This window comes from Neorhizobium sp. SHOUNA12A (genome assembly GCF_023006505.1).
Classification (GTDB): domain Bacteria; phylum Pseudomonadota; class Alphaproteobacteria; order Rhizobiales; family Rhizobiaceae; genus Neorhizobium.
In genome coordinates this window covers 1-22,080 of the sequence record NZ_JALBGV010000002.1, presented here as the reverse complement: position 1 = coordinate 22,080, position 22,080 = coordinate 1, and the positions used below count along the sequence as shown (strand labels likewise).

Here is a 22,080-nt window from a genome sequence, read left to right as displayed (position 1 = left end):
TCTCCTCTTTTATGATTTTCTGAAGGTGGCTTCGTAGAGCCGCAGCCAGTTCTTGTGGGTGATCTTCGCGACTTCCTCTTCCGAGAAGCCCACGGCGCTGAGACCGTCCGGGATCACCCTGATGTCCTCGACCTTCTGGAACCATTCCGGCGGCGCGGCCTTGAGCGGCTTGCCGGCGGCGCTGGCGCCATAGTCCTCGCCACGGGTCCAACGGCCCTTGCGCATCCAGGCGTAATCGGGAGCGGTGAAATTGTGGCTCTTGTCGGTGCCGATCGCGACGGAGTCGATGCCGGCAATATCCACCGTGCGGGCAACCATCGTGCACCAGGCTTTGATCGAGGCGCAGAACTCGTCGCCGGTGATGTTGCGATAGGCGGCGCAGCCGATCACGCCGCCGGTCTCCTTCAGCGCCCGAATGACGTCGTCCGACTTGTTGCGCTTGTGCATGAAAAGCGACTGGGCGTTGGCGTGAGTGACGGCGATCGGCTTTTCGGAAACCTTGATCGCATCGAGCGTCGTGCGGTCGCCGACATGGCTGCAATCGACCAGAATGCCGGCGGCATTCATCTCGCGCACCACTTCCTTGCCGAAGCGGGCAAGGCCCGAATCCTCGGCCTCGTAGCAGGAGCCACCGAGTTCGTTCTGGTTGTTGTAGGTGAGTTGCACGACGCGCACGCCGAGTTCGGCAAACATCTCCACGAAACGGATCCGTCCTTCGAAGAGATTGGCGTTCTGGAAACCCATGATGACAGCGAGCTTGCCTGCGTCTGAAATGCGGCTGATGTCGTCTGCGGTAAGGGCGATCTCGGCGAGATCGGAGTTTTCGCGCACCAGATCGCGCCAGCGGCCGATGGAATCCATCGACTCGACGGTGCCCTCCCAGAATCCGCAGGTGTTGACGACCCCGCCGACATTCCCTGCCCTCAAGGATTGAAAGGCGGCGCGATCGAAATGCCCGCATTGCAAACCGTCGATGATCATGATCTCGCGCCCTCTTTCATACGTTCGGAGATGCTGGACGACAGGAAGGAGACGTCCGTCTCGTCGTCATTGTCCTTGCGGCCGATGACCGTGCCGTCCTCGTTGACGATCATCGGGCCGGCATGGCGGCGCGAGACGATGCTGTCGGTCGCAAGTGCCTGCTTTGCCAGGTGATAGATGCGCCACCATAGATCGCTCTCGATCTCGGCGCCGTTTTCCAGAAGCGACCAGAGAAGAGGATCGTCTTTTTGAACGTCGCCGGCGACCGCTGCCGGAACAGCCTTCAGCACACTGCCGGTCACGGAGATCGAAAGCCCCGACCGACCACCGAAACGCGTGGCAAGCGCAAGTTCCTCGGCATCCGTGGCCCCTGTGACGGTCAGTTCCGCCGACCCGAACCGGGCCGTCAACTCACCGAGAAGATCGATCGCCGTCGGCAGCACGAACCACGCGTGTTCGCCGCAAGCATCGAGCGTCATGCGGTTGTCGGCTTCGGAGGCAATCGCGATACGGGCGGGAGCCGCCGACTTAAAGCTCTCGAACCGTTGCTCGAACAGCTTGAAACCGCCAAGTCCGAGCTTTTGCGAATACATCGGGACGTCGCCGACCGTCAGGAAAAAGCCCTTGGGCAGGCTGCTCAGCGAGAAGATCCGCTCGGACATCAGCCGCATTTCGCGGGGCATGACGCGCATGGAGGGAGATGAATGCAAGGATGTCATAGAACAGGCTCCGCCGGGTAATACCAGGTGCCGGTGTAGCCGGCGCGCAGATCGTCGGCGGTCGGTGCACCGTGATAGAGCACGCCGCGCAGGTTGCGGTTCAGGAAGTCACGGGTCTTGTCGATGCCGTGGACCCCTACGTTCATCAGCCGCACGAGATCGATCGGCACAAAAGCCTCGGCGTTGATGTTGGCGCGAGGCGTGTGATAGTCCCGCCCGCGCAGGCTCTGAATGCGCGCCACCATGTAGCGGTGTTCAGGATGTTTCATCAGGAAGCGGGCGATGCTGAGCGAACCTTCGGCCCTGCCGAGATCGGCAAAAAGGGATTGGATGCCGCCGCAGACATCGAGGCCGAGGTCAAGTGCGTCGGGGACTTCCTCGCGGGCGCCGCGGCGCGGCTCCTCCGCCGTCTCCGACTTGTACCAGACATATTTATAGGCCTCGGGGCCGGCCATGTCGGTATCGAGCGCCCACCGATATTCGTCATGGACGAGCGCCATCAGCTGTTCGACCGTCTCGGCTGGCGCGACGCTGAATTCGTCGGGAGCATCAATGGCCGCCAACAGCCTGTCGGCTTCTTCCGGCACCAATTCGATCAGCAACGAAAGGAACGTCTCGAAAGCTTCCGGCAGGAGGTCGGGCTCGAACTCGGCAGTAAGCACATCAAACGGCAAATCGGTCGTACGACCAAACACCGTGCCGCTTCGCCGGAATTCTTCGAGCGCCGCCACCACCTTGTCGATATCGGCTGCCACGTCGGCGCTGGAGGCAAATGTCTCGTAGACCATCTGGTCCTGTTTGCGGAACACGATTGCCTGGCGGAGAAGTTCGAGCAATCTGGCGATGCGGGGATCCGACGCGTCGAGCTTCAGCGCGCGGGCCATCGCAATCGCGCCTTCGCGGGCGGACAGAAGTCCATCGATCAGGCGCGGATGTTTGTGGACGAAGAAGATAAGGCCAAGCGCCGAACCATTGCCGACGCCGATATAGCGGCGAAGCTGGGGGTCGAGGCGCACGGCGGTTGCCGATTTCTTGGCCGCCAGATGCTCGACGAGGTCGCAGGAAAATTCCCGCATCAGGTAGGCGGTCAGCAACTGCGCCTGCAGGACACCGCCGAGTGCATGGCGGGCGCCGAGCGACGGGAAGGAACGCGTCCCGAACGTGCCGTTGCCGTCAAGGCCGGTATTGCGCATCAGGTAGCAGACCTTCGAAAGATCGGCGACGGACGGCTGGCGACCTTCGGCAAGCGCTTCGAGCGTCTGATCGAAAACCCGCATCGAGCGGTTCGACCGGCACCAGATCAGCGTGCCGGCGGTCGCCCGGCCCGTATAGAGCTTGGGGATTTCCCGCCGCGCCGTTTCGATCTCGATTTCGGTCGCCGGCCCTTCGATCAGCGCGCCCATCATGTCCCAGGCCTGGCCGATGATACGGCCGGTACGAGCCGTCCGGCTCGGCGGACGGGAAAAGCCGATGAACGAGAACTCCTGGTCAGGCGCCTTGATGGAATAAACGACGGTTCCTTCCGCGTTTTCATCCACGTCGAAAAGGACATTGGAGATGTCCCAGCGCTCGCGGATCATTTTGTTCATGAAGGCGCGGGTGCCGCTGAGCCGGCTTGGCTGGATTGCCGCCAGCCGTGAGGTCTTCATCACCTCTTGGCTTGGGCGCGGTCGGGGCGTTGCCACCTGTTCGGAAGTCGCGGTCATGACCGTCAACGTTCTCCCTGCTGCATTTTTGTGATGGTACGGGCGGTTTCGAGAAGCGGCTCGCGGAAGCTTTCGAGGTCGAAGCGCATCTCCGGCATGACCAGCGAGATCGTCGACGTGCATTTGCCGTGGAGATCGAAGATCGGCGCGGCGATGGCGACGACGCCGCTATGGGTATAGCCGCTCGACAGCGCGTAGCCGTTGGCGCGCGCCTCGCCCAGGAGCTCTTCCGAGGCCAGTTGCTCGCCGCTTTCCTCCAGGCGGGCGAGCGTCACTTCGTCTGCGAAAGCGGTCAGGATGCGGCCGGATGCGGAACCCTCGAGCGACATGGTCGTGCCGATCTTCTGTTCCGCACGCAGCACGCTCTGGGACTCGACACGCGAGACGATGCACGGTAGTCCGCGATCGAGCACCGCCAGCGAAGCCGTCTCCTTCACCCGGTGGACCAGCATTTCGATGATCGGCTGAACCCGCGCTCCAAGATTGGCCTGCTCCATGGCCGCCGCGGCAAGCCGACAGGCGTGCATCGTGAGCCGATAGCGCATCTCGTGATCCTGCTCGACCCAGCCAGCTTCGATCAACGTCAACAGCCGCTGATAAGCGGTGGGGCGAGAGAGCTCCATCGCCGACGCGATCTCCGGCAGTTTCATGCCGCGAGCGCTGGAGGCCAGCACGTCGAGCACCGCCATGGTCTTCAGGACCGTCGAGAGCGGGCGGACGCCACCGCTTTCCTCTTGTATTCTATTTGAATATGTCGTATCCATGTTGAATATGATGTCGCCGTCATTGATTTATGTCAACCGCGCGGGAGCGTGCTTGCGCGCAAATTTGGCCCTCACCTGGCTAAGGCGCTCAAGGCGTTCAGAATTTTTTTACGCTGGATTTCGCTGCGTCACCGTCGGACCTGCGAGCGAAAACTTTCAATCTACAGCCTTACCTTGCATCGATGCGGGCCACGGCACGTGAGACCCAGGCTTGTTTGGCTACAAGCCGTCCGCGAATTGGGGCATGACTGCGGCTGAGTAAAATATTCGCATTTGCCGGCTTTTTTTGCGGTTTTCTTTCAATCCCGACGTCCTATTTTCTGTCATCTAGTCGCCAGCAAGCACTGCTGAAAGGATGACCTAAATGTTTCGGTTGAAAACCATTGTCGCGGCGGCCCTTATTCATGCGGCAGCCCTTACGCCTTCCCTCGCCGGCGAAAATCTCGCCGCCGTCAAGTCTGCGGGCGTCTTCAAGATCGGCACCGAGGGGACCTACGCGCCGTTCACCTTCCATGACGCAAGCGGCAAACTGGTCGGTTTCGACGTGGAGATCGGCCAAGCCGTTGCCGCAAAACTTGGCGTCAAGGCTGAGTTCGTCGAAGGCAAGTGGGACGGCCTCATCGCAGGGCTCGATGCCAAGCGTTACGATACCGTCATCAACCAGGTGGGCATAACCGAAGCCCGCAAGCAGAAATATGATTTCTCCGATCCCTACATCGCGTCCAAGGCGGTGCTGATCGTCCGCCAGGACAACAGCGACATCAAGGGTTTCGCAGACCTCAAGGGTAAGAAATCCGCTCAGTCTCTGACCAGCAATTTCGGCAAGATCGCCGAACAAGCAGGCGCCGAACTCGTGGGCACGGATGGCTTCGACCAGTCGATCCAGCTCGTGCTGACACGCCGCGCCGACGCGACCATCAATGACAGCCTCTCGTTCCTCGATTTCAAGAAGCAGAAACCTGACGCGCCGGTAAAGATCGCCGCGCAGCAGGACAATGCCGATTATTCCGGCATCATCATCCGCAAGGGCGAGCCGGAATTGCTCGGTGCCATCAACAAGGCATTGGCGGACATCAAGGCTGACGGCACCTATCAGAAGATCTCCGACAAGTATTTCGGGCAGGACGTCTCCAAATAGGCTGCCGAGTTCCCATTCCTGACCTACATAGTTAGAGCGTCCGGCGCCCGCGCCGGACGTCATTTTTTGAGGATCACGTCGTGCCGCACTGGCTTCAATTGATGTCGGATTCACTTCCGACCCTCCTATGGGCGGGCGTCCGTTTTACGGTTCCGCTGACATTGCTGTCCTTCCTGCTCGGGCTCATCCTCGGCCTGATCACGGCGGTGACGCGGCTGTTCGGCCCGGCGTCGCTTGCGCTGATCGCACGGTTTTACGTCTGGGTGATCCGCGGTACCCCGCTTCTCGTGCAGCTCTTCGTCATCTTCTACGGCCTGCCGAGCGTCGGCATCCTGCTCGACGCCTTTCCCGCGGCACTGATCGGCTTTACCCTGAATATCGGTGCCTACAGTTCCGAAATTATCCGCGCGGTCATTTCCTCGGTGCCGAAGGGGCAGTGGGAAGCGGCCTATTCGATCGGCATGTCATGGCGCCAGGCGATGAGCCGCACCATCCTGCCGCAGGCGGCGCGCGTCGCCGTGCCACCGCTTTCCAATACCTTCATCTCGCTGGTCAAGGATACCTCGCTTGCCGCGGCGATCACGGTGCCGGAACTCTTTCAGGCCGCCCAGCGAATCGTCGCGACGACCTATGAGCCACTGATCCTCTATATCGAGGCGGCCTTGATCTACCTGGTCTTGAGCTCGGTGCTGTCATCCCTGCAGAACAGGCTTGAAAAGCGTTTCGCCCGTTATGGCGGCATGATGGAGTCAAACCGATGATCGAGCTTTCCAACATCGAAAAGCGGTTCGGCGACGCGGTCATCCTGAAGGACATCAGCCTCGGCATTCCCGAGGGAAGCGTGACTGCGCTCATCGGCCCTTCGGGCGGTGGCAAGAGCACGCTGCTCCGCTGCATCAACCTGCTGGAAATTCCGACCGCCGGCTCCGTCCGCATCGGCGAGGAAAAGCTCGACTTCGAGCCCGGCCTGAAGATCGGCTGGAAGTCGATCCAGAAGATCCGCCGCCAGACCGGCATGGTCTTCCAGAACTTCCAGCTCTTTCCGCATCGAACGGCGATCGAGAACGTCATGGAGGGACTGACGACGGTTCTGAAATGGCCGCGCCAAAAGGCCCATGACCGCGCCAGCGAACTGCTCACCAAGGTGGGAATGGCGCATAAGACCGATGCGTGGCCGTCAGAGCTTTCCGGTGGGCAACAACAAAGGGTGGCGATCGCCCGGGCGCTTGCGCCTTCGCCGCGGGTTCTTCTTTGTGACGAACCGACCTCGGCCCTCGATCCTGAACTTTCCGCCGAGGTCATCGACGTGCTCGGCCGGCTTGCTGCCGAAGGAACGACGATGGTGATGGCGACGCACGACCTGCGCCTTGCCTCGCGGATCGCTAATCACGTGGTTTTCCTAGAGAGCGGGAAAGTGGTCGAGTCCGGCAGGGCGGAAGCTATCTTCGGTAATCCGAGGCAGGAACGCACCAAGAGCTTCATCTCATCGATCAACGCGGCGCAGACAGCGCATATCTAAGCGCTCTGTTCCAGGGCGAACGTTCGCGCGGGCGCAGCATCGGAGAAGCTCCTTGAACTTCTGTTCAGGAGATAATTTCGCCCAAGCTCAGATCATGAGTGCGGTTTGTGGCCAGATTCCGATTAAAACCGCACGGCCCGTCGGCGAGCAATTTCATCTGTTTCCAAGGGAAACTCGTCGCATGAAGAGAACCCTCGGCATTTGTACCACTCTACCCGAGAGATGCGGATTCGTCGACCTATCCATCCGACGTTTTGTTACCTTCAGATGGCACGAGAGGTAAAGTCAAAAGCCGCGAGAGCGCCGATATTTTGTCATTCTGACCAATATCCAGCGAGCTCCCTCGCCTGCCTTCCGCCGCAGGAATAGAATTGAAAGCGAGCCCGGAAACATGCCGCAAAGCACATCCGGCGATCATGGAGCGAATACCTGCCTCAGTGATTTGGAGCCAAGCGGCTTGCCAGATCAGTCTCTTCTTGAAGCTCATGACTGCCCTGAGAGCAGAACAGGCAGCGGATCGCCCGTTCGCGTCTTCGACGAAAGGAAATCACGCGGCAAAGCAAGCGAGGAATCGTGCGGCATCGATCGAGCGTCCGCCGAGGTTTTCTGTTGTTGCCGAGCAAAGTCCCTCCGCGGCAGCAGCAGGGGAAGCTGAGTGCGTTTTTATGGGCTGGACCAGGACAGTATGCAGCCGAGCCGGACAGAGTGATCGCGGGAGTACTTTATGCGCGCGATGACCGGGAATGTCTTCCGATAGATCTCCAATTGGGGCGACCTATCCACGAGAGCAGTGATGTTGCCGCTCATCAACTCGCCGTCATGCGCAACAGTTGAAGCCACGCATGCGGTCGTCGACAGCAATGGCCATACCGGCCATGACCTCGGTTCGTGTGTCTCGTCGAAAGATCTGCTGCTTCGCGGCCTCCGTCGGCGCGCCATGTTGGCCGGCCCCACCAATCCGAAGACCGCCGGACAAGAAATCCAAGCCGGATACGAAGAAGATCGACCACAGGATAAAACAGCCGTCGAGGATATTCTCGCAAAGGCGGAGAACAGCGGATGACTGGATCCAACCCGCGCCAGCCTTACCGACCGTGAGCTAATACGTTGCTCCAGTCGCAGCACTCACTCTCGTGGCATACAAGCAGCCAAACGCGGGAGAGTGTCGTTCGGTGAAAAGACGTCTTCTTCCGGGGGTCGCACGGTTCGATTTGCCGGAGGCGTCGCAGTTGTCCGCGGACTACTTCACCACGGAAACGTCCTCCAGGGGCGGAATTCCTCTGCTCGGCATACCATCGCAAACAAACCTCCAAGAGTAGTAGTCCGCGGACAACTCGTTTCAAAGAGCCGAGGCGCGATGCCACCTCGCCCGAAATCCGACCGGCCTCAAGTGCCCACGAATGCCAATTTGGCCAGCAAAACAGCGGAAAATGACAGCTTGGTTAAGCGTTTGTAAATCGGTAACGAATCGGCGCATAATATAACTGCGCAGTTAGAGCGCTTTCGGTAAAAATTGCGCAGTTATTTGGGAAAACCACATGCAACCGAGTCTTGTTATCCAGGACGATCAAGAGCATCTTCCTTCACTTCTGGCAACAGATGCGCAGGAGCTGTCCTATCAGCTCCAACAGCATCAAGCGAAGATCTTTCCGCCTCTTTCCCAAAAGACGATGCGGTTCTTCTCTCCTGCCGAAGCCGCGGGCTTCATAGGCATCGGCGAAGGTTATCTCCGGCAGGTCGCTGCCGAAGGCCATGGCCCAAGTCCTCTCGCCAACGGGCGCCGTCTCTATGGCGCGGATGATATGGACCGGATCCGCCGGGTTCTTGATGAGAGAAACGGGACTCCGAAATATGTCCCGGCCCGGAAGGGCGCCGACAAGCTTCAAATCGTATCGGTCATGAACTTCAAGGGCGGTTCGGGGAAAACGACCACGGCTGCGCATCTGGCGCAATATCTGGCCCTGAGAGGCTACCGGGTGCTGGCCGTCGATCTCGATCCGCAGGCTTCTCTTTCCGCCTTGTTCGGCCATCAGCCGGAATTGGATGTCGGAGAAGCTGAAACGCTCTACGGCGCGATCCGTTATGAAGATCCGCGGCCGATCGCCGATATCGTGCGCGCCACTTATACGCCCAATCTGCATCTGATCCCTGGAAATCTCGAACTCATGGAGTTCGAACATGAGACGCCCAAGGCAATGGCATCCGGCACGGCGGAGACGATGTTTTTCGCGCGGATAGGCGAGGCCCTGACCGAGATCGAAAGCCTCTACGATGTCGTGGTCGTCGATTGCCCGCCGCAGCTCGGGTTTCTGACGATGTCGGCGCTCTGCGCGGCGACATCCGTGTTGATCACCGTGCACCCGCAAATGCTCGACGTCATGTCGATGTCCCAGTTCCTGACCATGACGAGCGAGCTCATGTCCGTGGTCGAAAGGGCCGGAGGCAGGACGAGTTATGACTGGATGCGCTATCTCGTCACGAGATTCGAACCCAATGACGGCCCGCAAAGCCAGATGACCGGCTTCATGCGTGCTATTTTCGGAAACCGCATGCTTCAAAACGCGATGCTGAAATCGACCGCCATCGCCGATGCCGGAGTGACGAAGCAAACGCTTTACGAAGTGGAACGGTCGCTATTCGTGCGCGGCACCTACGACCGGGCCTGGGAGTCGCTCAATCTCGTCAATTCAGAGATCGAGGCCCATATCCGAGCCACATGGGGAAGGAAGTAGCTAGATGGCCAGAAAGAACCTCATCGAGATTTCCTCTTCCAGCGCGGCGCGCCCCGAACCGGTCGCTCCGAGGGACAACCGACCTATTGCCGGTTTTGTGCCACAAGCCCGCAATTCCGCGCCTGTAGGCGGGATTACCAGGACGCTTGGCAATATCACCGAAAAGGTCGAACGGGCGAACGATCTTGAGCGGCAGCTGGCCAAAGGCCAGATCGTCGTCGAGATCGATCCCGTCCTGATTGACGCTTCCTTCGTCGAGGATCGACTGGAGATAGACCCCGTTCAGCTGAATGAGCTGGTGGAGCAGATCCGCGAGCATGGTCAGCAGGTACCCATCCTTGTGCGGCCGCATCCGCAGGCAAAAGGCCGTTATCAGGTCGCCTACGGCCATCGCAGGCTGGCGGCGGCGAAGAAACTCGGCCTCAGTGTGCGGGCGGTGGTCCGCGATCTCACGGATGACCAGCTGGTGGTCAGCCAGGGGCAGGAAAACAGCGCCCGGACGAATTTATCCTATATCGAGCGGGCTCTTTTTGCCTTGCGGCTCGAACAACGAGGTTTTACCCGCGATATTATCATGGCGGCGCTCGGAGTGGATAAGGCGGCACTCTCCAAGATGTTGATCGTGACGCGGCAGGTGCCGATCGCCCTGATTACAGCCATCGGAGCTGCGCCGGAAATCGGCCGCAGGCGCTGGCTGGAGTTGGGCGAGCGGCTTGAGACTGTGGAGCCTGATGTCGTTCTGGCGCAGTTGTCCGCGGACAACTCTGGACAGCTGTCAAGCGACGAGCGTTTCCATCGGGCTCTAGCCCTTGCCTCGAAAAGGCCGGCACTGACAACAGCCCTTGCTGCCAAGGCGCAAATTTCCGGAGTACCGGTCCAGTTCAAGAAGACCGCATCGAGCGCGACCTTTGTCTTCGATAACAAGGCGGCGCCTGGGTTCGACCAATTCGTGCAGGAGAGGCTCGTAACCCTCTTTGCAGAATTCCAACAAAACAAAGGAGCGTAAACCGCAAAAGAAAAAGGCCCCCAAGCGACAAAGTCGTGGAAGCCCTTCTCAGATCTTAGCAAATCAAGAATCGCATTTCCTCGAATCACTGTCAAGAGTTTAGGCGCCGTTTGGGCGAGTGGATTTCTTTTGCCTTAGCGAAAGTGAAGGCAGATGGAGAACAGGTATGTAACGACGCCCTTTGGGCGGCGGGCGATGTCGCTTGGCATGCTGGCAAGTCAGCAGCTCGCTGAGAGGATTGAACCCGGAATTAGCCGTAACAAATGGAAACTGTTCAGGGCGGTCTGCGAAGCGAGACCATCACTGGGCGTGACCGATCGCGCGTTGACGGTGCTCGACGCGCTCTTGACCTTTTACCCGGACGACGAGCTCTGCGAGGCGAGAGGCCTGGTGGTCTTTCCCTCAAACGCGCAGCTTTCCCTCCGAGCCCGCGGCATGACCGCTGCGACCCTCAGGCGACACCTTGCCGTTCTCATCGAGGCCGGCCTGATCCTGCGAAAGGATAGCCCCAACGGGAAACGTTATGCGCGTCGCAGCAGGGCCGGAGAGATCAATGAGGCGTTCGGCTTCAGCCTCGCTCCGCTTCTGGCGCGTGCTGTCGAGATCGAGAGCCTTGCCGCCCAGGTGATTGCCGAACGGGAGCTGTTGCGGATTACCCGGGACCGGTTGACTGTCTGCCGTCGCGATGTCGCAAAGCTGATCACAGCGGCCACCCAAGACGGCGTCCCGGGTGACTGGGGGGCGATCCTGGATATCTTCCGAACGCTGGTCGCGCGGATTCCACGTGTCGCCACAGTCAAAAACCTTTCCCCCATTCTGGATGACATGGCGACCCTGCGCTCGAAGATCGTCAACCTTCTGGAAATGCGGTTAAAAACGGAAAAAATCGACGCCAGTGAGTCTCAAATTGAGCGCCACAAACAGAATTCCAATCTTAAATACAATTATGAATCTGAACCTCGCTTCGAGACGAAACGTGCCGTGCCGTCGTCGGATGATCCCGAACCGCTGAGTGAACTAGCCGGGGGCAAGCAAAACAGGCAAACGTCGACCCATACGGAGGTCGCAGCAGCCAAATCCCTGCAATCCTTCCCGCTTGGGCTCGTGCTGCAGTCCTGCCCGCAGATCGCCGACTATGGACCAGGCGGCAGGATCGACAACTGGCGCGACCTGATGGCTGCCGCTGTCGTTGTTCGAACGATGCTGGGGATCACGTCTTCGGCCTACGAAGAGGCGTGCACGGCGATGGGACGGGAAAATGCAGCGACTGTCCTTGCCTGCATTCTCGAGAGGGGAGAGCAGATCAATTCGGCAGGTGGCTATCTGCGCGATCTGACCCGACGAACCGAAAGAGGCGAGTTTGCGGTTGGTCCAATGCTGATGGCGCTTGCACGCGCGGGCGTCTCCGGTGGGCGGCTGGCTGGATGAGGTCATACCGGCATCTGGGAACACGACGTCCTCCAAACTCGTCGCAACTTTTGGCCGACATCATGTGCGGTTACACTGAGATATTGAGCCAAAACCGCTCACGCGGGTTAAGGATGAGCGGGCAATGACCGGTAAATCCATGCAGGAAATCGTTAGCCGGCCGACTGCGCATTCGCGCGCGATCGATCTGACGCGGCCCGTGTCATCTTTGCGCGACACGGCGCGGAGCGATGACCTCGACTGCCCAGTTGTTCTGCAAGGAACGAGCGCGCGATTGGGTGTCTGTACCCTTGTTGCTGTCCAGCTGAAACTGATTGACCAGGTTTCGCAGACGGCTCGCCTCGGACGACAAGGAAGCGACGGCCGCTGTCGACTGTTCGACCATTGCCGCGTTCTGTTGCGTCGCCTGGTCCATGTGATTAACCGCGGTATTGATCTCAGCAAGCCCGGTCGACTGCTCGCGCGCCGACGTGGCAATCGCGTCCATGACCTGATTAATCTGGACCACGTATTCGCCGATCGACTTCAGCGAAATCCCGGTTTCGAGAACCAGTTTCACGCCGTTCTCCACCTCGGTCGAGGACTTCTGGATAAGCCCTTTGATTTCCTTGGCCGCTTGAGCGGCGCGCTGGGCAAGCTCGCGGACTTCCTGTGCGACCACCGCGAAACCTTTGCCCGCTTCACCCGCACGGGCGGCTTCAACGCCGGCGTTGAGTGCCAAAAGGTTCGTCTGGAAGGCAATCTCGTCGATTACACCGATGATGTTCGAGATCTGCTGCGAACTGTCTTCGATGCGTCGCATGGCTTTTTCGGCTTCCGATACGACCGCTGCTGACCGCTGGGCACTGACATTGGCTTCCAGAGCCACGTTGCGTGCCTCGTCCGTCCGTTTCGTCGACATTGCGACATTGGATGTGATCTCGTCCAATGCGGCGGCCGTCTCCTCGAGCGAGGCTGCCTGTTGTTCCGTGCGTTTGGAAAGGTCGTGGGCGCCGGATGCAATCTCGCCGGTGCCATTGTCTATGCTGTGTACCGTCTGCAGCACCGCGCCTATCGTCGTCCCCAATTGCCGAAGGGAAGCGTTGAAGTCTTCGCGCAATGTCTCGTATTCGGCCGCAAATTGCTCCGAAAGCTGGAATGAGATGTCTCCCGCTGCGAGGCGCTGGAGACCTCCACCCAATGTCGTGGTCGCGAAGCGTAACTGTTCAGCCTCCCGTTCGGCGCGCTGCTGGGCTGCAGCGCGTGATGCTTCCATCTCGCTGCGCGATGCTGCCGCTTCGTTCTCGAGCCTCACGACATTGAGGGCATTCTGCCGGAAGATTTCAACGGCACCAGCCATCTCACCAACTTCGTCGGCGCGACCGGCATAGGGAATATCGTTTTCGAGGTCTCCATCCGACAGTTGTTTCATGGCAGATGTGATCCTCCGGATCGGATTGGCTACGCCGGAGATTGCAAATACGATGCCGGCCAGAACGATCAGCACCGCGAGCACGGCGATTGCCGCGGTCAATGTGAAAGCGGACTTCGCGGAGGCATCGCTGGCCGCCACGAAACCTTCAGCCTGGCTGAGAATGAAGGTGACCAGGTTTGTTATTCCCTTGTTCACCAGCTCGGCCTGCGATTCCATATCCGTCTTGAATAACCTGACCGCCTCAGGTGTTTTTCCGGCGTCATCAAGCGCGATCATCTGCTCCGCCAAGCGGCGATATTTGCTGAGCTCCGGCTTGATCTGATTGATCAGTTCCCGCCCGCGTTCCGTGCGAACGCCGTTTTCATATTCGGCAACCACCTTTTCGACCGCGGCAGCAGCAGCATCGATTTTTCGCTTCCCGACGCCCAGTTCCTCTGCCGTATCGTCGAGAATATACTGGCTATAAACGAGTTTGAGATCGAGAAAACTGCCTTTGATCTCACGAGCCGTCATCAACCGCTGCATCCAGAATGTCCCGATCTGTTCAGCGTTGGCGCTGAGTGTCGAGATCGTGCTGAGCGAGACGTAGGATAAACCTACCATGAAGATACTGATGATCGAAAGCTTTAGGACGAGGGCTTGCTTAATGCTTGGGCGTTTCATGCTGCGGCTCTCCGATCAGAGGCTCTTGGGGGGTGGTGACCTGATTGCGGTCAGAACAAAATGTCGCACTAGATTGATAATTTAATATTAACTAAAATACGTACGGTCTGGATATCTTGACGTAGAAGATCGCTTTCACGACCCCGCAACAGGTCCTCCGAGCGGGGTGCCTGTTATTTATAGGCGCCTATATGCAGCAATTGAACTTTAGCGATTTATTTTATCCTTCCCGCTAACCTCCCATCTGAAATTGTTCCGGTCGAAAAGGCAGTGCTTGAGGAAGCTATGCTTGGTGCGGAAGTAATGGTCTTGCTGGAATCCTGTCCACTCGCCGCGCTCGTCGTGAACGCAGCGGGTTTTGTCATGTTTGCGAATGCCGAGGCCTGCGCACTCTTTGACGGTGCAGACACGCTGAATGGCGCGAACGTTGCCGACCTTTTGGCCGGATGGCCACTCGACAAGCCCGATGGTTCACCGGTTCTCTTGCGCAGCAGGACGGGAGAAACACGAAGCTGCAACATCAGGGTTTCGTCATGTTCCGGTTCGAGTGAACCGATCACCGTGGTCTGGATAGAAGTCGGCGGGTCGGAAAAATCCGCCGGGTTTGCCGTTCGGGAAGCCAATCTTCGTCTGCGATATGTCATCGAGATGTTGCCGCAGGCCGTCTGCGTCTTCGACGCCAAGGACCGATACGTTCTTTGGAATCAGAAATACGCCGAACTCTATGCGGATATCGCCGAATACCTGACGCCGGGGATTCCGTTCGAGGAGATTTTGAAGATCAGCCTTGCAGGCGGCAGCATCCAGGAAGTCGTGCTGGACCAGAACGCCTGGCTTAGCGAACGCATGGCCAAGTTTCGTCAGGTCGCATCCCAGGAAGAGCGGCAAATGAAGGATGGCCGATGGTTGCGCTACGACGATCGCCGCACGCCGGATGGCGGTGCCATTGGAATGCGCATAGACATCACCAGTCTCAAGCAGCGCGAGGAATGGCTTCGGCAATTGTTCGAGGCAAACCCGATGCCGATGCTGCTCTGCGACGGCGACAGCCTTGCGATCCTTGAAGCCAATCACGCGGCGCTTCAATTCTACGGCTACGAGAGATCGGTCCTTCTGGCCAAAGCCGTTTGCGACATGCATGCCGAAGGCCAGGGTGAGGAGTTCGCCGCCAGGCTTCGTAATCTCGACGGGGACTGCGAAGCCCGCACCGTCTGGCGCCAGCGAACGGCGAAGGGCCGGGAACACCATGTCCTCATCTATGTCAGGCTGCTCCACGAGGGTGGCGACCGGCGGCTGCTGCTGACGATCGCCGACGTCAGCGACCGGGTGCTGGCGGAGGCCGAGGCTAACCGGTTGGCGCATCATGATGTTCTGACCGGCCTTCCGAACCGGATGCAATTCTACAAGGCTCTCGACGAGGCACTCAAACCCGAGGCGGACGAGGGCGTTGTCGTCGTCTACTGCCTCGATCTCGACGGATTCAAGCCGGTCAACGACACGTTCGGCCATGCCGCCGGCGACGAGGTTTTAAAGATGGCCGGTGAGCGGCTGCTTTCGGCCGCAGCCGGACATCTGGTGGCCCGCCTTGGTGGCGACGAATTTGCCATCCTCGTGAAGACCACGGGCCAGGCAGATACCGACCTTGCGGAACGGTGCATATCGGCCTTCAGCGCACCTTTCCAGATCAAGGGTTTTTCGATCGGTATCGGCGTCAGCATCGGCATCGCCGCCGCAAGTGTCGCCGGCGGCGATCGTGAAACGCTTGTTCAGACCGCGGACCGTGCACTTTATCGGGCAAAGTCGAGCGGGCGCAACACCTGGCGGATCGCCGGAGACGAGCTGATGCCGGCGCTGATGACTGCGGGTTAACGCCGAGGGAATGTTTTCGCCCCGGCGACCGTTGTCGACGCCTTCGATCTCGCGGATGATGGAACTCGCCAAAAATTCCACCTGCTTTGGAAAGCTACACTCTCTCGCACCGGCATTTTGGAACAAACGGGGTCGGCCTCGGCTTTGGAAGCGGATAGTATCCTGTCATCGCGATTGGAAATGCTGGGGAGCTCGAATGATCGATCTTTATTATTGGCCGACGCCCAACGGCAAGAAGGTCTCGATTTTCCTGGAGGAAACCGGCACGCCCTATAAGCTGATCCCGGTGCAGATTTCTCGCGGCGACCAGTTCAAGCCGGAGTTCCTGAAGATCAATCCCAATCATCGCATGCCAGCAATCGTCGATCACCAGCCGGCCGACGGCGGAGCGCCGATCAGCGTGTTCGAATCCGGTGCGATCCTGTTCTACCTCGCCGAAAAGACCGGCAAGCTCTGGCCGCAGGATTTGCGTGCTAAATACGAAGTGGCCCAATGGGTCATCTGGCAGATGGCCAACCAGGGACCGAAGCTCGGCGAAGCCGGGCATTTCCGCCGTTTGGGTGATCGCGAGGGCGACCAGTCCTACGCGGTGCGCCGCTTCACCGACGAGGCCAACCGTCTCTATGGCGTGCTGAATATGCGGCTGCGCGACCGTCCCTATCTCGCCGGCGACCAGTTTACGATCGCCGACATCATCAGCTATCCGTGGACGGTCGGCTGGCAGGCGCAGGGCCAGGACATCAACGAGTTCAAGCATTTCAAGCGCTGGTTCGACGACCTGAGCGCACGGCCCGGCGTCCAGCGGGGGCTTGCTGTCGGCGCGGACCTCGCCGTCGACAATACTAAACTGCCGCCGGAGGAGCAGGAGCGAATCCGCAAGATCCTCTATAATCAACGGGCAATACCGGTCGCCGATTAGTCGGCCGGCTGCTAGAGTCCCGGCCATCCAAAAATGCGCAATCGATAGAAACAATTCAAGGGAGCCAAGACATGAGCCTTCGTATCAACGACATCGCACCGGATTTCACCGCCGAAACCACCCAGGGCACGATCCATTTCCATGACTGGATCGGCAGCGGCTGGGCCGTGCTGTTTTCCCATCCGAAGAACTTTACGCCGGTCTGCACAACCGAACTCGGCGCCATGGCCGGCCTTGAGGGAGAATTTAAAAAGCGCGGCGTCAAGATCATCGGCATCTCCGTCGATCCGGTCGAAAGCCACGGCAAGTGGAAGAACGACATCAAGACTGCTACCGGTTTCGACGTTGAATATCCGCTGATCGGCGACCGCGATCTCAAGATCGCCAAGCTCTATGACATGCTGCCGGCCGGTGCGGGCGAAAGCTCGGAAGGCCGCACGCCCGCCGACAATGCGACGGTGCGCTCGGTTTACGTCATCGGCCCGGACAAGAAGATCAAGCTGATCCTCACCTATCCGATGACCACAGGCCGTAACTTCAACGAAATCCTGCGGGCGATCGACTCGATCCAGCTCACCGCCAAACACCAGGTGGCGACGCCGGCCAATTGGCAGCAGGGTGAGGACGTGATCATCACCGCCGCCGTTTCCAACGAGGATGCGATCACTCGCTTCGGTTCGTTCGATACGGTCCTGCCCTATCTGCGCAAGACCAAGCAGCCCACGGCCTGATATCGTTTCATCCAGACAAAAAGGCCGGCGGAGCGGATCGCTTCGCCGGCCTTTCGATGTGTTCCAGGTAAAACACCCGGTGCGGGACGAGCCGTCTCAATAGACGGGATACATGCCCCAGAAAAAGCTTTCCGAATGTTCGCGATCGGGATCGCGGTTTTTGTCACCATCCTCGCGCACCTTTTCAAGCGGCGTGCGCTCGGTGCTTTCTGTGTCTGCCCTACCCGGCGCCCGCCGGCTCAGTCCGAACAGATCAAACCCAAACAGGGATAAGCCACCAGCGATCATCGTCAGCCTCCGGTCGGTTGAACATCATGCCCACTCACTTTCGGGCCAAACCCTGCTCGGGTCAATGTAGTCTATCAAAACCCTATACTAATTCGTCAACGGGATGGAAACTATTATGTCCGAAATGTGGCAGTTGGCGAAATGCCGATCTTTGCAAGAGCCCTTGCGTCCCCTTCAGGCGAAGAAACGGTTGGCCGGCCGCGGCAGGCCGAGATGGTCGCGAAGCGTCGATCCCTCGTAGTCGGTGCGGAAGATGCCGCGGCGCTGAAGTTCCGGAATAAGCCGCTGCGTCACGTCGTCCAGGCCCTGCGGCAGGTAGGGGAAAACGACCGTAAAGCCGTCGCTTGCCTCTTCCGAAAGCCAGGTCTGCATCTCGTCGGCAATGGTTTGAGGCGTGCCGACAAAAGCGAGGCCTGAATAACCGCCGTAACGCTGGGCGAGCTGGCGCACCGTCAGCTTTTCCTGTTCGGCGAGTTTGAGGACCTGGGCGCGGCCGGACTTGCTGGCGTTGGTCTCCGGAATTTCCGGCAGTGGACCGTCCGGATCGAAACCGGAGGCGTCGTGGCCAAGCGCGATCGACAGCGAGGCGATGGCGCTATCGTAATGCACCAGGCCGTCGAGTTTCGCCCGCTTCGCCTTCGCTTCCTCGATCGTATCGCCGACGACGATGAAGGCGGCCGGCAGGATCTTCAGGTGGTCAGGGTTGCGCGAGGCAGCGACCATGCGGCCCTTGATATCCCCATAAAGCGCCTTGGCAGCGGAGAGATCGCGTGGCGAACAGAAGACCAGTTCGGCAGTCTCGGCCGCGAGCTGGCGTCCCGGTTCCGATTGCCCGGCCTGCACGATCACCGGCCAGCCTTGCACCGGCCGGGCGATATTGAGCGGCCCGCGCACGCTGAGTTCCTCACCCTTGTGGTCCAGCACATGCATCTTCTCCGGATCGAAGAAGATACCGCTTTGCTGATCGCGGATGAAGGCGTCGTCCGCAAAACTGTCCCAAAGTCCGGTGACGACGTCGTAGAACTCGCGCGCCCGCTTGTAGCGCTCGCCGTGCTCCACATGTTCGTCGAGACCGAAATTACGGGCGGAATCCGGGTTGGACGTGGTGACGATATTCCAGGCGGCGCGGCCGTTGCTGATATGGTCGAGCGAGGCGAACCGGCGGGCGACGTGATAGGGCTCGTCGAACGTGGTCGAGGCGGTCGCCGCAAGGCCGATCTTCTCGGTGACGGCCGCCAGCGCCGAGAGCAGCGTGAACGGCTCGAACGACGTCACCGTATGGCTGCGCTTCAGCGCTTCGACCGGCATGTTCAGCACCGCCAGATGATCGGCCATGAAGAAGGCGTCGAACTTGGCAGCCTCCAGTTTCTGGATGAAGGACTTGATATGCCCGAAATTGAAATTGGCATCCGGATAGGCGCCGGGATATCGCCACGCGCCGGTATGCAGGCTGACGGGACGCATGAAGGCGGTAAGGTGGAGTGATCTTGCCATGGGACGACGCTCTTGTGGGGTGAGAAACGGCTGATCGGCTTAAAGTAGGCATTCCCGTTTCACATGCTAAGCAACGTTGTTGCGCCGATTGCATCGTCCCGGAGAAATTCTCTCTCCTTCCGCTCAACTTGGCGTGACAATCCGCAAATCTCTCTATCCGGCCACCAAAAGAGAAAATTCGCTTCGTTCGACGCGTGCAATTAAAGCTTTATTCCTTCTCCCCGCCTCCGTGGCGTGGCTCAATGACAGACTTGATCCGGGAGGCGCGCATGAGCAGGGTTTTCCATTTGGCAGGAAAGATCAGAGCAGTGGCTCCGTACCTCGCGACAGAGGACCAGGCGATCGACGTAGCCAACGGGCTTTCGGCGCGGATTGCCGAAGGATCGAGCCACCGCGACCGGCAGCGACTGCTTCCGCATGACGAGATGGAACTGGTCGCCCAGTCAGGCCTGCTGGGGATAACCGTGCCCGCCGAATACGGCGGCGCCGACATTTCCAATGCCTTCCTGGCGGAGGTGATCGCCATTCTGTCGGAGGCCGACGCATCGGTCGGGCAGATCCCGCAGAACCACTTCTCGATTCTCGAAGCCCTGCGACTTTCCGGCAGCGAGGAGCAGAAGAAATACTTCTTCGGGCGGGCGCTCGCCGGCGAGCATTTCGGCAATGCCCTTGCCGAGTCCGGAACGAAGGCTGCGGGCGATATCGAAACCCGGCTTGTGCCGGAAGGCGTCGGCTATCGTATTACCGGCCGCAAATATTATTCGACGGGCGCGCTGTTTGCCGACTGGGTGGCCATCTTCGGTCTCGATCCCGAAAGCAAAGCGGTCATGGCGATCGTGCCGCGCGATGCGGAAGGGCTGACGATCGTCGACGATTGGGACGGGTTCGGCCAGCGCACCACGGCCAGCGGCACCGTGCTGATCGACAACGTCTACGTTTCTCCGGATTCAGTCATCAGCTACTATCGGAGTTTCGAACGGCACGCGCCACTCGGCTCGCTTGGCCAGCTGCTGCATGCCGCCGTCGACCTGGGGATTGCACGCGCCGCCTTTGCCGACATGGTCGGCTTCGTGCGCAGCAAATCCCGAGGCATCCGCAACGTCGGCATCGAGACGGCAAGTGCCGATCCACTGACCATTGCGCGGACCGGCTCGATCGCCGTCAAACTGGAAGCCGCGAGCGCGGTTCTGGAACGAGCCGGCCGCAAGGTCGACGTCGCCCAGATTAACCCGTCCTCGGAGACCGCGATCGAGGCCTCGCTTTCCGTCGCTGCCGCAAAGATCCTGACGACGGAGGCAGCACTCGACGCGACCAACGGTCTGTTCGAACTTGCCGGAACTTCTGCGACCAAGGAGGACCTGAACCTCGACCGCCACTGGCGCAATGCCCGCACCCATACGGTGCACGATCCGGTACGCTGGAAACATCACGCGATCGGCGATTTTCACCTGAACGGCAACGTCCCGCGGCCGAACGGACAGTTCTGAAGGACTGCTGCGCAAAAAGGCGCAGCAGTTTGCGGCGGCGTCACGCGAACCGGTTGAATTCTATTTGCTGCCGGCCTGCGCGTCGTCGAGAACGCCGCTCGAGCGTTTGGCGACCATCTGTTCCAGCGTCATGTTGTCGAGGACCGCAGCGATCGCGTCGCGCACTTCCGTCATCGAATGGCGGATCTGACAGTCTTCCGGGTGGTCGCAATCGTCGCAGGGCTCGAACGCCGTCTTGCTGGCGCAGCGGATCGGCGCCAGCGGACCGTCCAGGATGCGGACCGCCTGGCCGACATAGATCTGCGAAGCGGGCTTGGACAGCGCATAACCGCCGCCAGGCCCTTTTTTCGAACGCAGCATGCCGCCCTTGCGCAGTTCGAGCAGGATCGCATCGAGGAATTTCTTGGAAATATTGTTCTGTTGGGCGATGTCGCTGACGAAGGCGGTCTTGCCGGGTTCAAGCTGCGCAAGGTGGACAAGCGCCTTCAGTCCGTATTTTCCCTTTTTCGTCAGCATCGAAGATCAAAATTCCGCCTGTCTGGTGCCCTTCCCGGCGAGATCGCCGAAGGTGTGACACCGATACAGGACCAGTGCCAAAGGTTCAACGTCGGTTTACTCGTCTGCTCTATTCTGCCGAAAGATCGCGCAATGTCCGCGGCAGCGTGTTCATGCATTCGGCTCCCGTTTCGGTGATCAGGAACTGATCCTCGATCATCAGCGCGCCGATGCCCTGCCCGTAGAACGGCGTCTCCAGCGCCACCACCATGTCCGGCTGGATGACTTCCGGATTGCCGGCGGAGAAGAACGGCCATTCCTCGATGCCGACACTGCCGCCGACCGAATGGCCGAAATGGCCACGATCATAGTCTGCGAAGCCGTCCTTGCGCATCGAGGCGAGCATGGCCGCATGCACCGCGCCGAACGTATTGCCGGGACGAAGTTCATCGAGCCCGGCTGCGAAAGCATTTTCCAGCGCTTTGAAGATTTCGCGCGACAGTGGCGATGCAAGGCCATGGGTGAAGGTGCGTGCGCCGTCCGAGGAATAGCCGTCGACCAGCGTCCCGACATCGGCCTTGATCAGCGCGCCCGGCGTCACCACCGCCGCCATGTCCGAAAGATCGGCGCCGACCGAGATGAAGTCCCAGTGGCCACTCAGCCCGAAGCCGCCTTCCGCCGCGGCTGCCTGGGCGCCCGCCTTCCAGGCGCAAGAGAGTTCGGTGAG

General features: G+C 59.7%; 20 protein-coding genes. 11 read left to right on the top strand and 9 right to left on the bottom strand.

Annotated features, from left to right (window positions below; translation table 11 throughout):
* Nucleotides 1–9 precede the first annotated feature (9 nt).
* From MOV63_RS01085 to MOV63_RS01070, 4 genes are read right to left on the bottom strand one after another with little or no spacing between them, the layout of a single operon-like run.
* Nucleotides 10–981 (bottom strand): dipeptidase, encoded by a 972-nt coding sequence (locus tag MOV63_RS01085; protein WP_247031150.1) that lies wholly within the window; start codon nt 979–981, stop codon nt 10–12.
* Nucleotides 978–1,700 carry a hypothetical protein gene (locus tag MOV63_RS01080; RefSeq protein ID WP_247031149.1) on the bottom strand — a complete coding sequence of 241 codons (723 nt, stop codon included), beginning with the start codon at nt 1,698–1,700 and terminating at the stop codon, nt 978–980. The genes MOV63_RS01085 and MOV63_RS01080 overlap by 4 nt, the downstream gene beginning before the upstream one ends.
* Nucleotides 1,697–3,406, bottom strand: coding sequence for a hypothetical protein (locus MOV63_RS01075; protein WP_247031148.1), 1,710 nt, complete (start codon nt 3,404–3,406; stop codon nt 1,697–1,699). Before MOV63_RS01075 ends, MOV63_RS01080 begins: the two co-directional genes overlap by 4 nt.
* Nucleotides 3,407–3,411: 5 nt before the next feature.
* Nucleotides 3,412–4,170 (bottom strand): IclR family transcriptional regulator, encoded by a 759-nt coding sequence (locus tag MOV63_RS01070; RefSeq protein WP_051900672.1) that lies wholly within the window; start codon nt 4,168–4,170, stop codon nt 3,412–3,414.
* Nucleotides 4,171–4,534: 364 nt separating this feature from the next.
* On the opposite strand from MOV63_RS01070, the gene MOV63_RS01065 reads away from it, so the two are divergent.
* The 7 genes from MOV63_RS01065 (at nt 4,535) to repC (ending at nt 11,993) form a co-directional block, all read left to right on the top strand.
* A complete protein-coding gene (locus MOV63_RS01065) occupies nt 4,535–5,308 on the top strand; it encodes an amino acid ABC transporter substrate-binding protein (protein WP_247031147.1) in 774 nt (257 codons plus the stop codon).
* 80 nt (nt 5,309–5,388) lie between these two features.
* Nucleotides 5,389–6,069 carry an ABC transporter permease subunit gene (locus tag MOV63_RS01060; protein WP_040125639.1) on the top strand — a complete coding sequence of 227 codons (681 nt, stop codon included), beginning with the start codon at nt 5,389–5,391 and terminating at the stop codon, nt 6,067–6,069.
* A complete protein-coding gene (locus tag MOV63_RS01055; protein WP_247031146.1) occupies nt 6,066–6,827 on the top strand; it encodes an amino acid ABC transporter ATP-binding protein in 762 nt (253 codons plus the stop codon). Before MOV63_RS01060 ends, MOV63_RS01055 begins: the two co-directional genes overlap by 4 nt.
* 793 nt (nt 6,828–7,620) lie before the next feature.
* Nucleotides 7,621–7,890 carry a hypothetical protein gene (locus MOV63_RS01050; protein WP_247031145.1) on the top strand — a complete coding sequence of 90 codons (270 nt, stop codon included), beginning with the start codon at nt 7,621–7,623 and terminating at the stop codon, nt 7,888–7,890.
* Between the two features lie 475 nt (nt 7,891–8,365).
* The gene (gene repA / locus MOV63_RS01045; RefSeq protein ID WP_151046603.1) at nt 8,366–9,559 is read left to right on the top strand and encodes a plasmid partitioning protein RepA; all 1,194 of its coding nucleotides are present in this window, start codon (nt 8,366–8,368) and stop codon (nt 9,557–9,559) included.
* A gap of 4 nt (nt 9,560–9,563) precedes the next feature.
* The gene (gene repB, locus MOV63_RS01040; protein ID WP_247031144.1) at nt 9,564–10,565 is read left to right on the top strand and encodes a plasmid partitioning protein RepB; all 1,002 of its coding nucleotides are present in this window, start codon (nt 9,564–9,566) and stop codon (nt 10,563–10,565) included.
* A 153-nt stretch (nt 10,566–10,718) separates the two neighbouring features.
* A complete protein-coding gene (repC, locus tag MOV63_RS01035) occupies nt 10,719–11,993 on the top strand; it encodes a plasmid replication protein RepC (protein ID WP_247031143.1) in 1,275 nt (424 codons plus the stop codon).
* 202 nt (nt 11,994–12,195) lie between these two features.
* Here the strand turns inward: repC and MOV63_RS01030 are convergent, their stop codons facing one another.
* Nucleotides 12,196–14,070 carry a methyl-accepting chemotaxis protein gene (locus tag MOV63_RS01030; RefSeq protein WP_247031142.1) on the bottom strand — a complete coding sequence of 625 codons (1,875 nt, stop codon included), beginning with the start codon at nt 14,068–14,070 and terminating at the stop codon, nt 12,196–12,198.
* 303 nt (nt 14,071–14,373) lie between these two features.
* Here MOV63_RS01030 and MOV63_RS01025 point away from each other — a divergent pair, with 303 nt between their 5' ends.
* The 3 genes from MOV63_RS01025 (at nt 14,374) to MOV63_RS01015 (ending at nt 17,589) form a co-directional block, all read left to right on the top strand.
* Entirely contained in the window at nt 14,374–15,939 is a 1,566-nt protein-coding gene (locus MOV63_RS01025) for a diguanylate cyclase domain-containing protein (protein ID WP_247031247.1), read from the top strand.
* A gap of 196 nt (nt 15,940–16,135) precedes the next feature.
* Nucleotides 16,136–16,858, top strand: coding sequence for a glutathione binding-like protein (locus MOV63_RS01020; RefSeq protein ID WP_247031141.1), 723 nt, complete (start codon nt 16,136–16,138; stop codon nt 16,856–16,858).
* A 71-nt stretch (nt 16,859–16,929) separates the two neighbouring features.
* Nucleotides 16,930–17,589 (top strand): peroxiredoxin, encoded by a 660-nt coding sequence (locus tag MOV63_RS01015; protein WP_247031140.1) that lies wholly within the window; start codon nt 16,930–16,932, stop codon nt 17,587–17,589.
* A 96-nt stretch (nt 17,590–17,685) separates the two neighbouring features.
* Here MOV63_RS01015 and MOV63_RS01010 read toward each other — a convergent pair whose 3' ends face one another.
* Together MOV63_RS01010 and MOV63_RS01005 are read right to left on the bottom strand one after the other, a co-directional pair.
* A complete protein-coding gene (locus MOV63_RS01010; protein ID WP_247031139.1) occupies nt 17,686–17,877 on the bottom strand; it encodes a hypothetical protein in 192 nt (63 codons plus the stop codon).
* Nucleotides 17,878–18,051: 174 nt separating this feature from the next.
* Nucleotides 18,052–19,371: an LLM class flavin-dependent oxidoreductase gene (locus MOV63_RS01005; RefSeq protein ID WP_247031138.1), complete on the bottom strand. Its 1,320-nt coding sequence runs from the start codon at nt 19,369–19,371 to the stop codon at nt 18,052–18,054.
* Between the two features lie 269 nt (nt 19,372–19,640).
* On the opposite strand from MOV63_RS01005, the gene MOV63_RS01000 reads away from it, so the two are divergent.
* On the top strand, nt 19,641–20,858 hold the full coding sequence (locus MOV63_RS01000) for an SfnB family sulfur acquisition oxidoreductase (RefSeq protein ID WP_247031137.1): 1,218 nt from the start codon (nt 19,641–19,643) through the stop codon (nt 20,856–20,858).
* 60 nt (nt 20,859–20,918) lie between these two features.
* On the opposite strand, the gene MOV63_RS00995 is transcribed toward MOV63_RS01000, so the two are convergent.
* Together MOV63_RS00995 and MOV63_RS00990 are read right to left on the bottom strand one after the other, a co-directional pair.
* Nucleotides 20,919–21,374 carry an Rrf2 family transcriptional regulator gene (locus tag MOV63_RS00995; protein ID WP_041363741.1) on the bottom strand — a complete coding sequence of 152 codons (456 nt, stop codon included), beginning with the start codon at nt 21,372–21,374 and terminating at the stop codon, nt 20,919–20,921.
* Between the two features lie 109 nt (nt 21,375–21,483).
* Nucleotides 21,484–22,080 (bottom strand): Xaa-Pro peptidase family protein (locus MOV63_RS00990; RefSeq protein WP_247031136.1); only part of this gene is annotated, 597 nt, incomplete at its 5' end.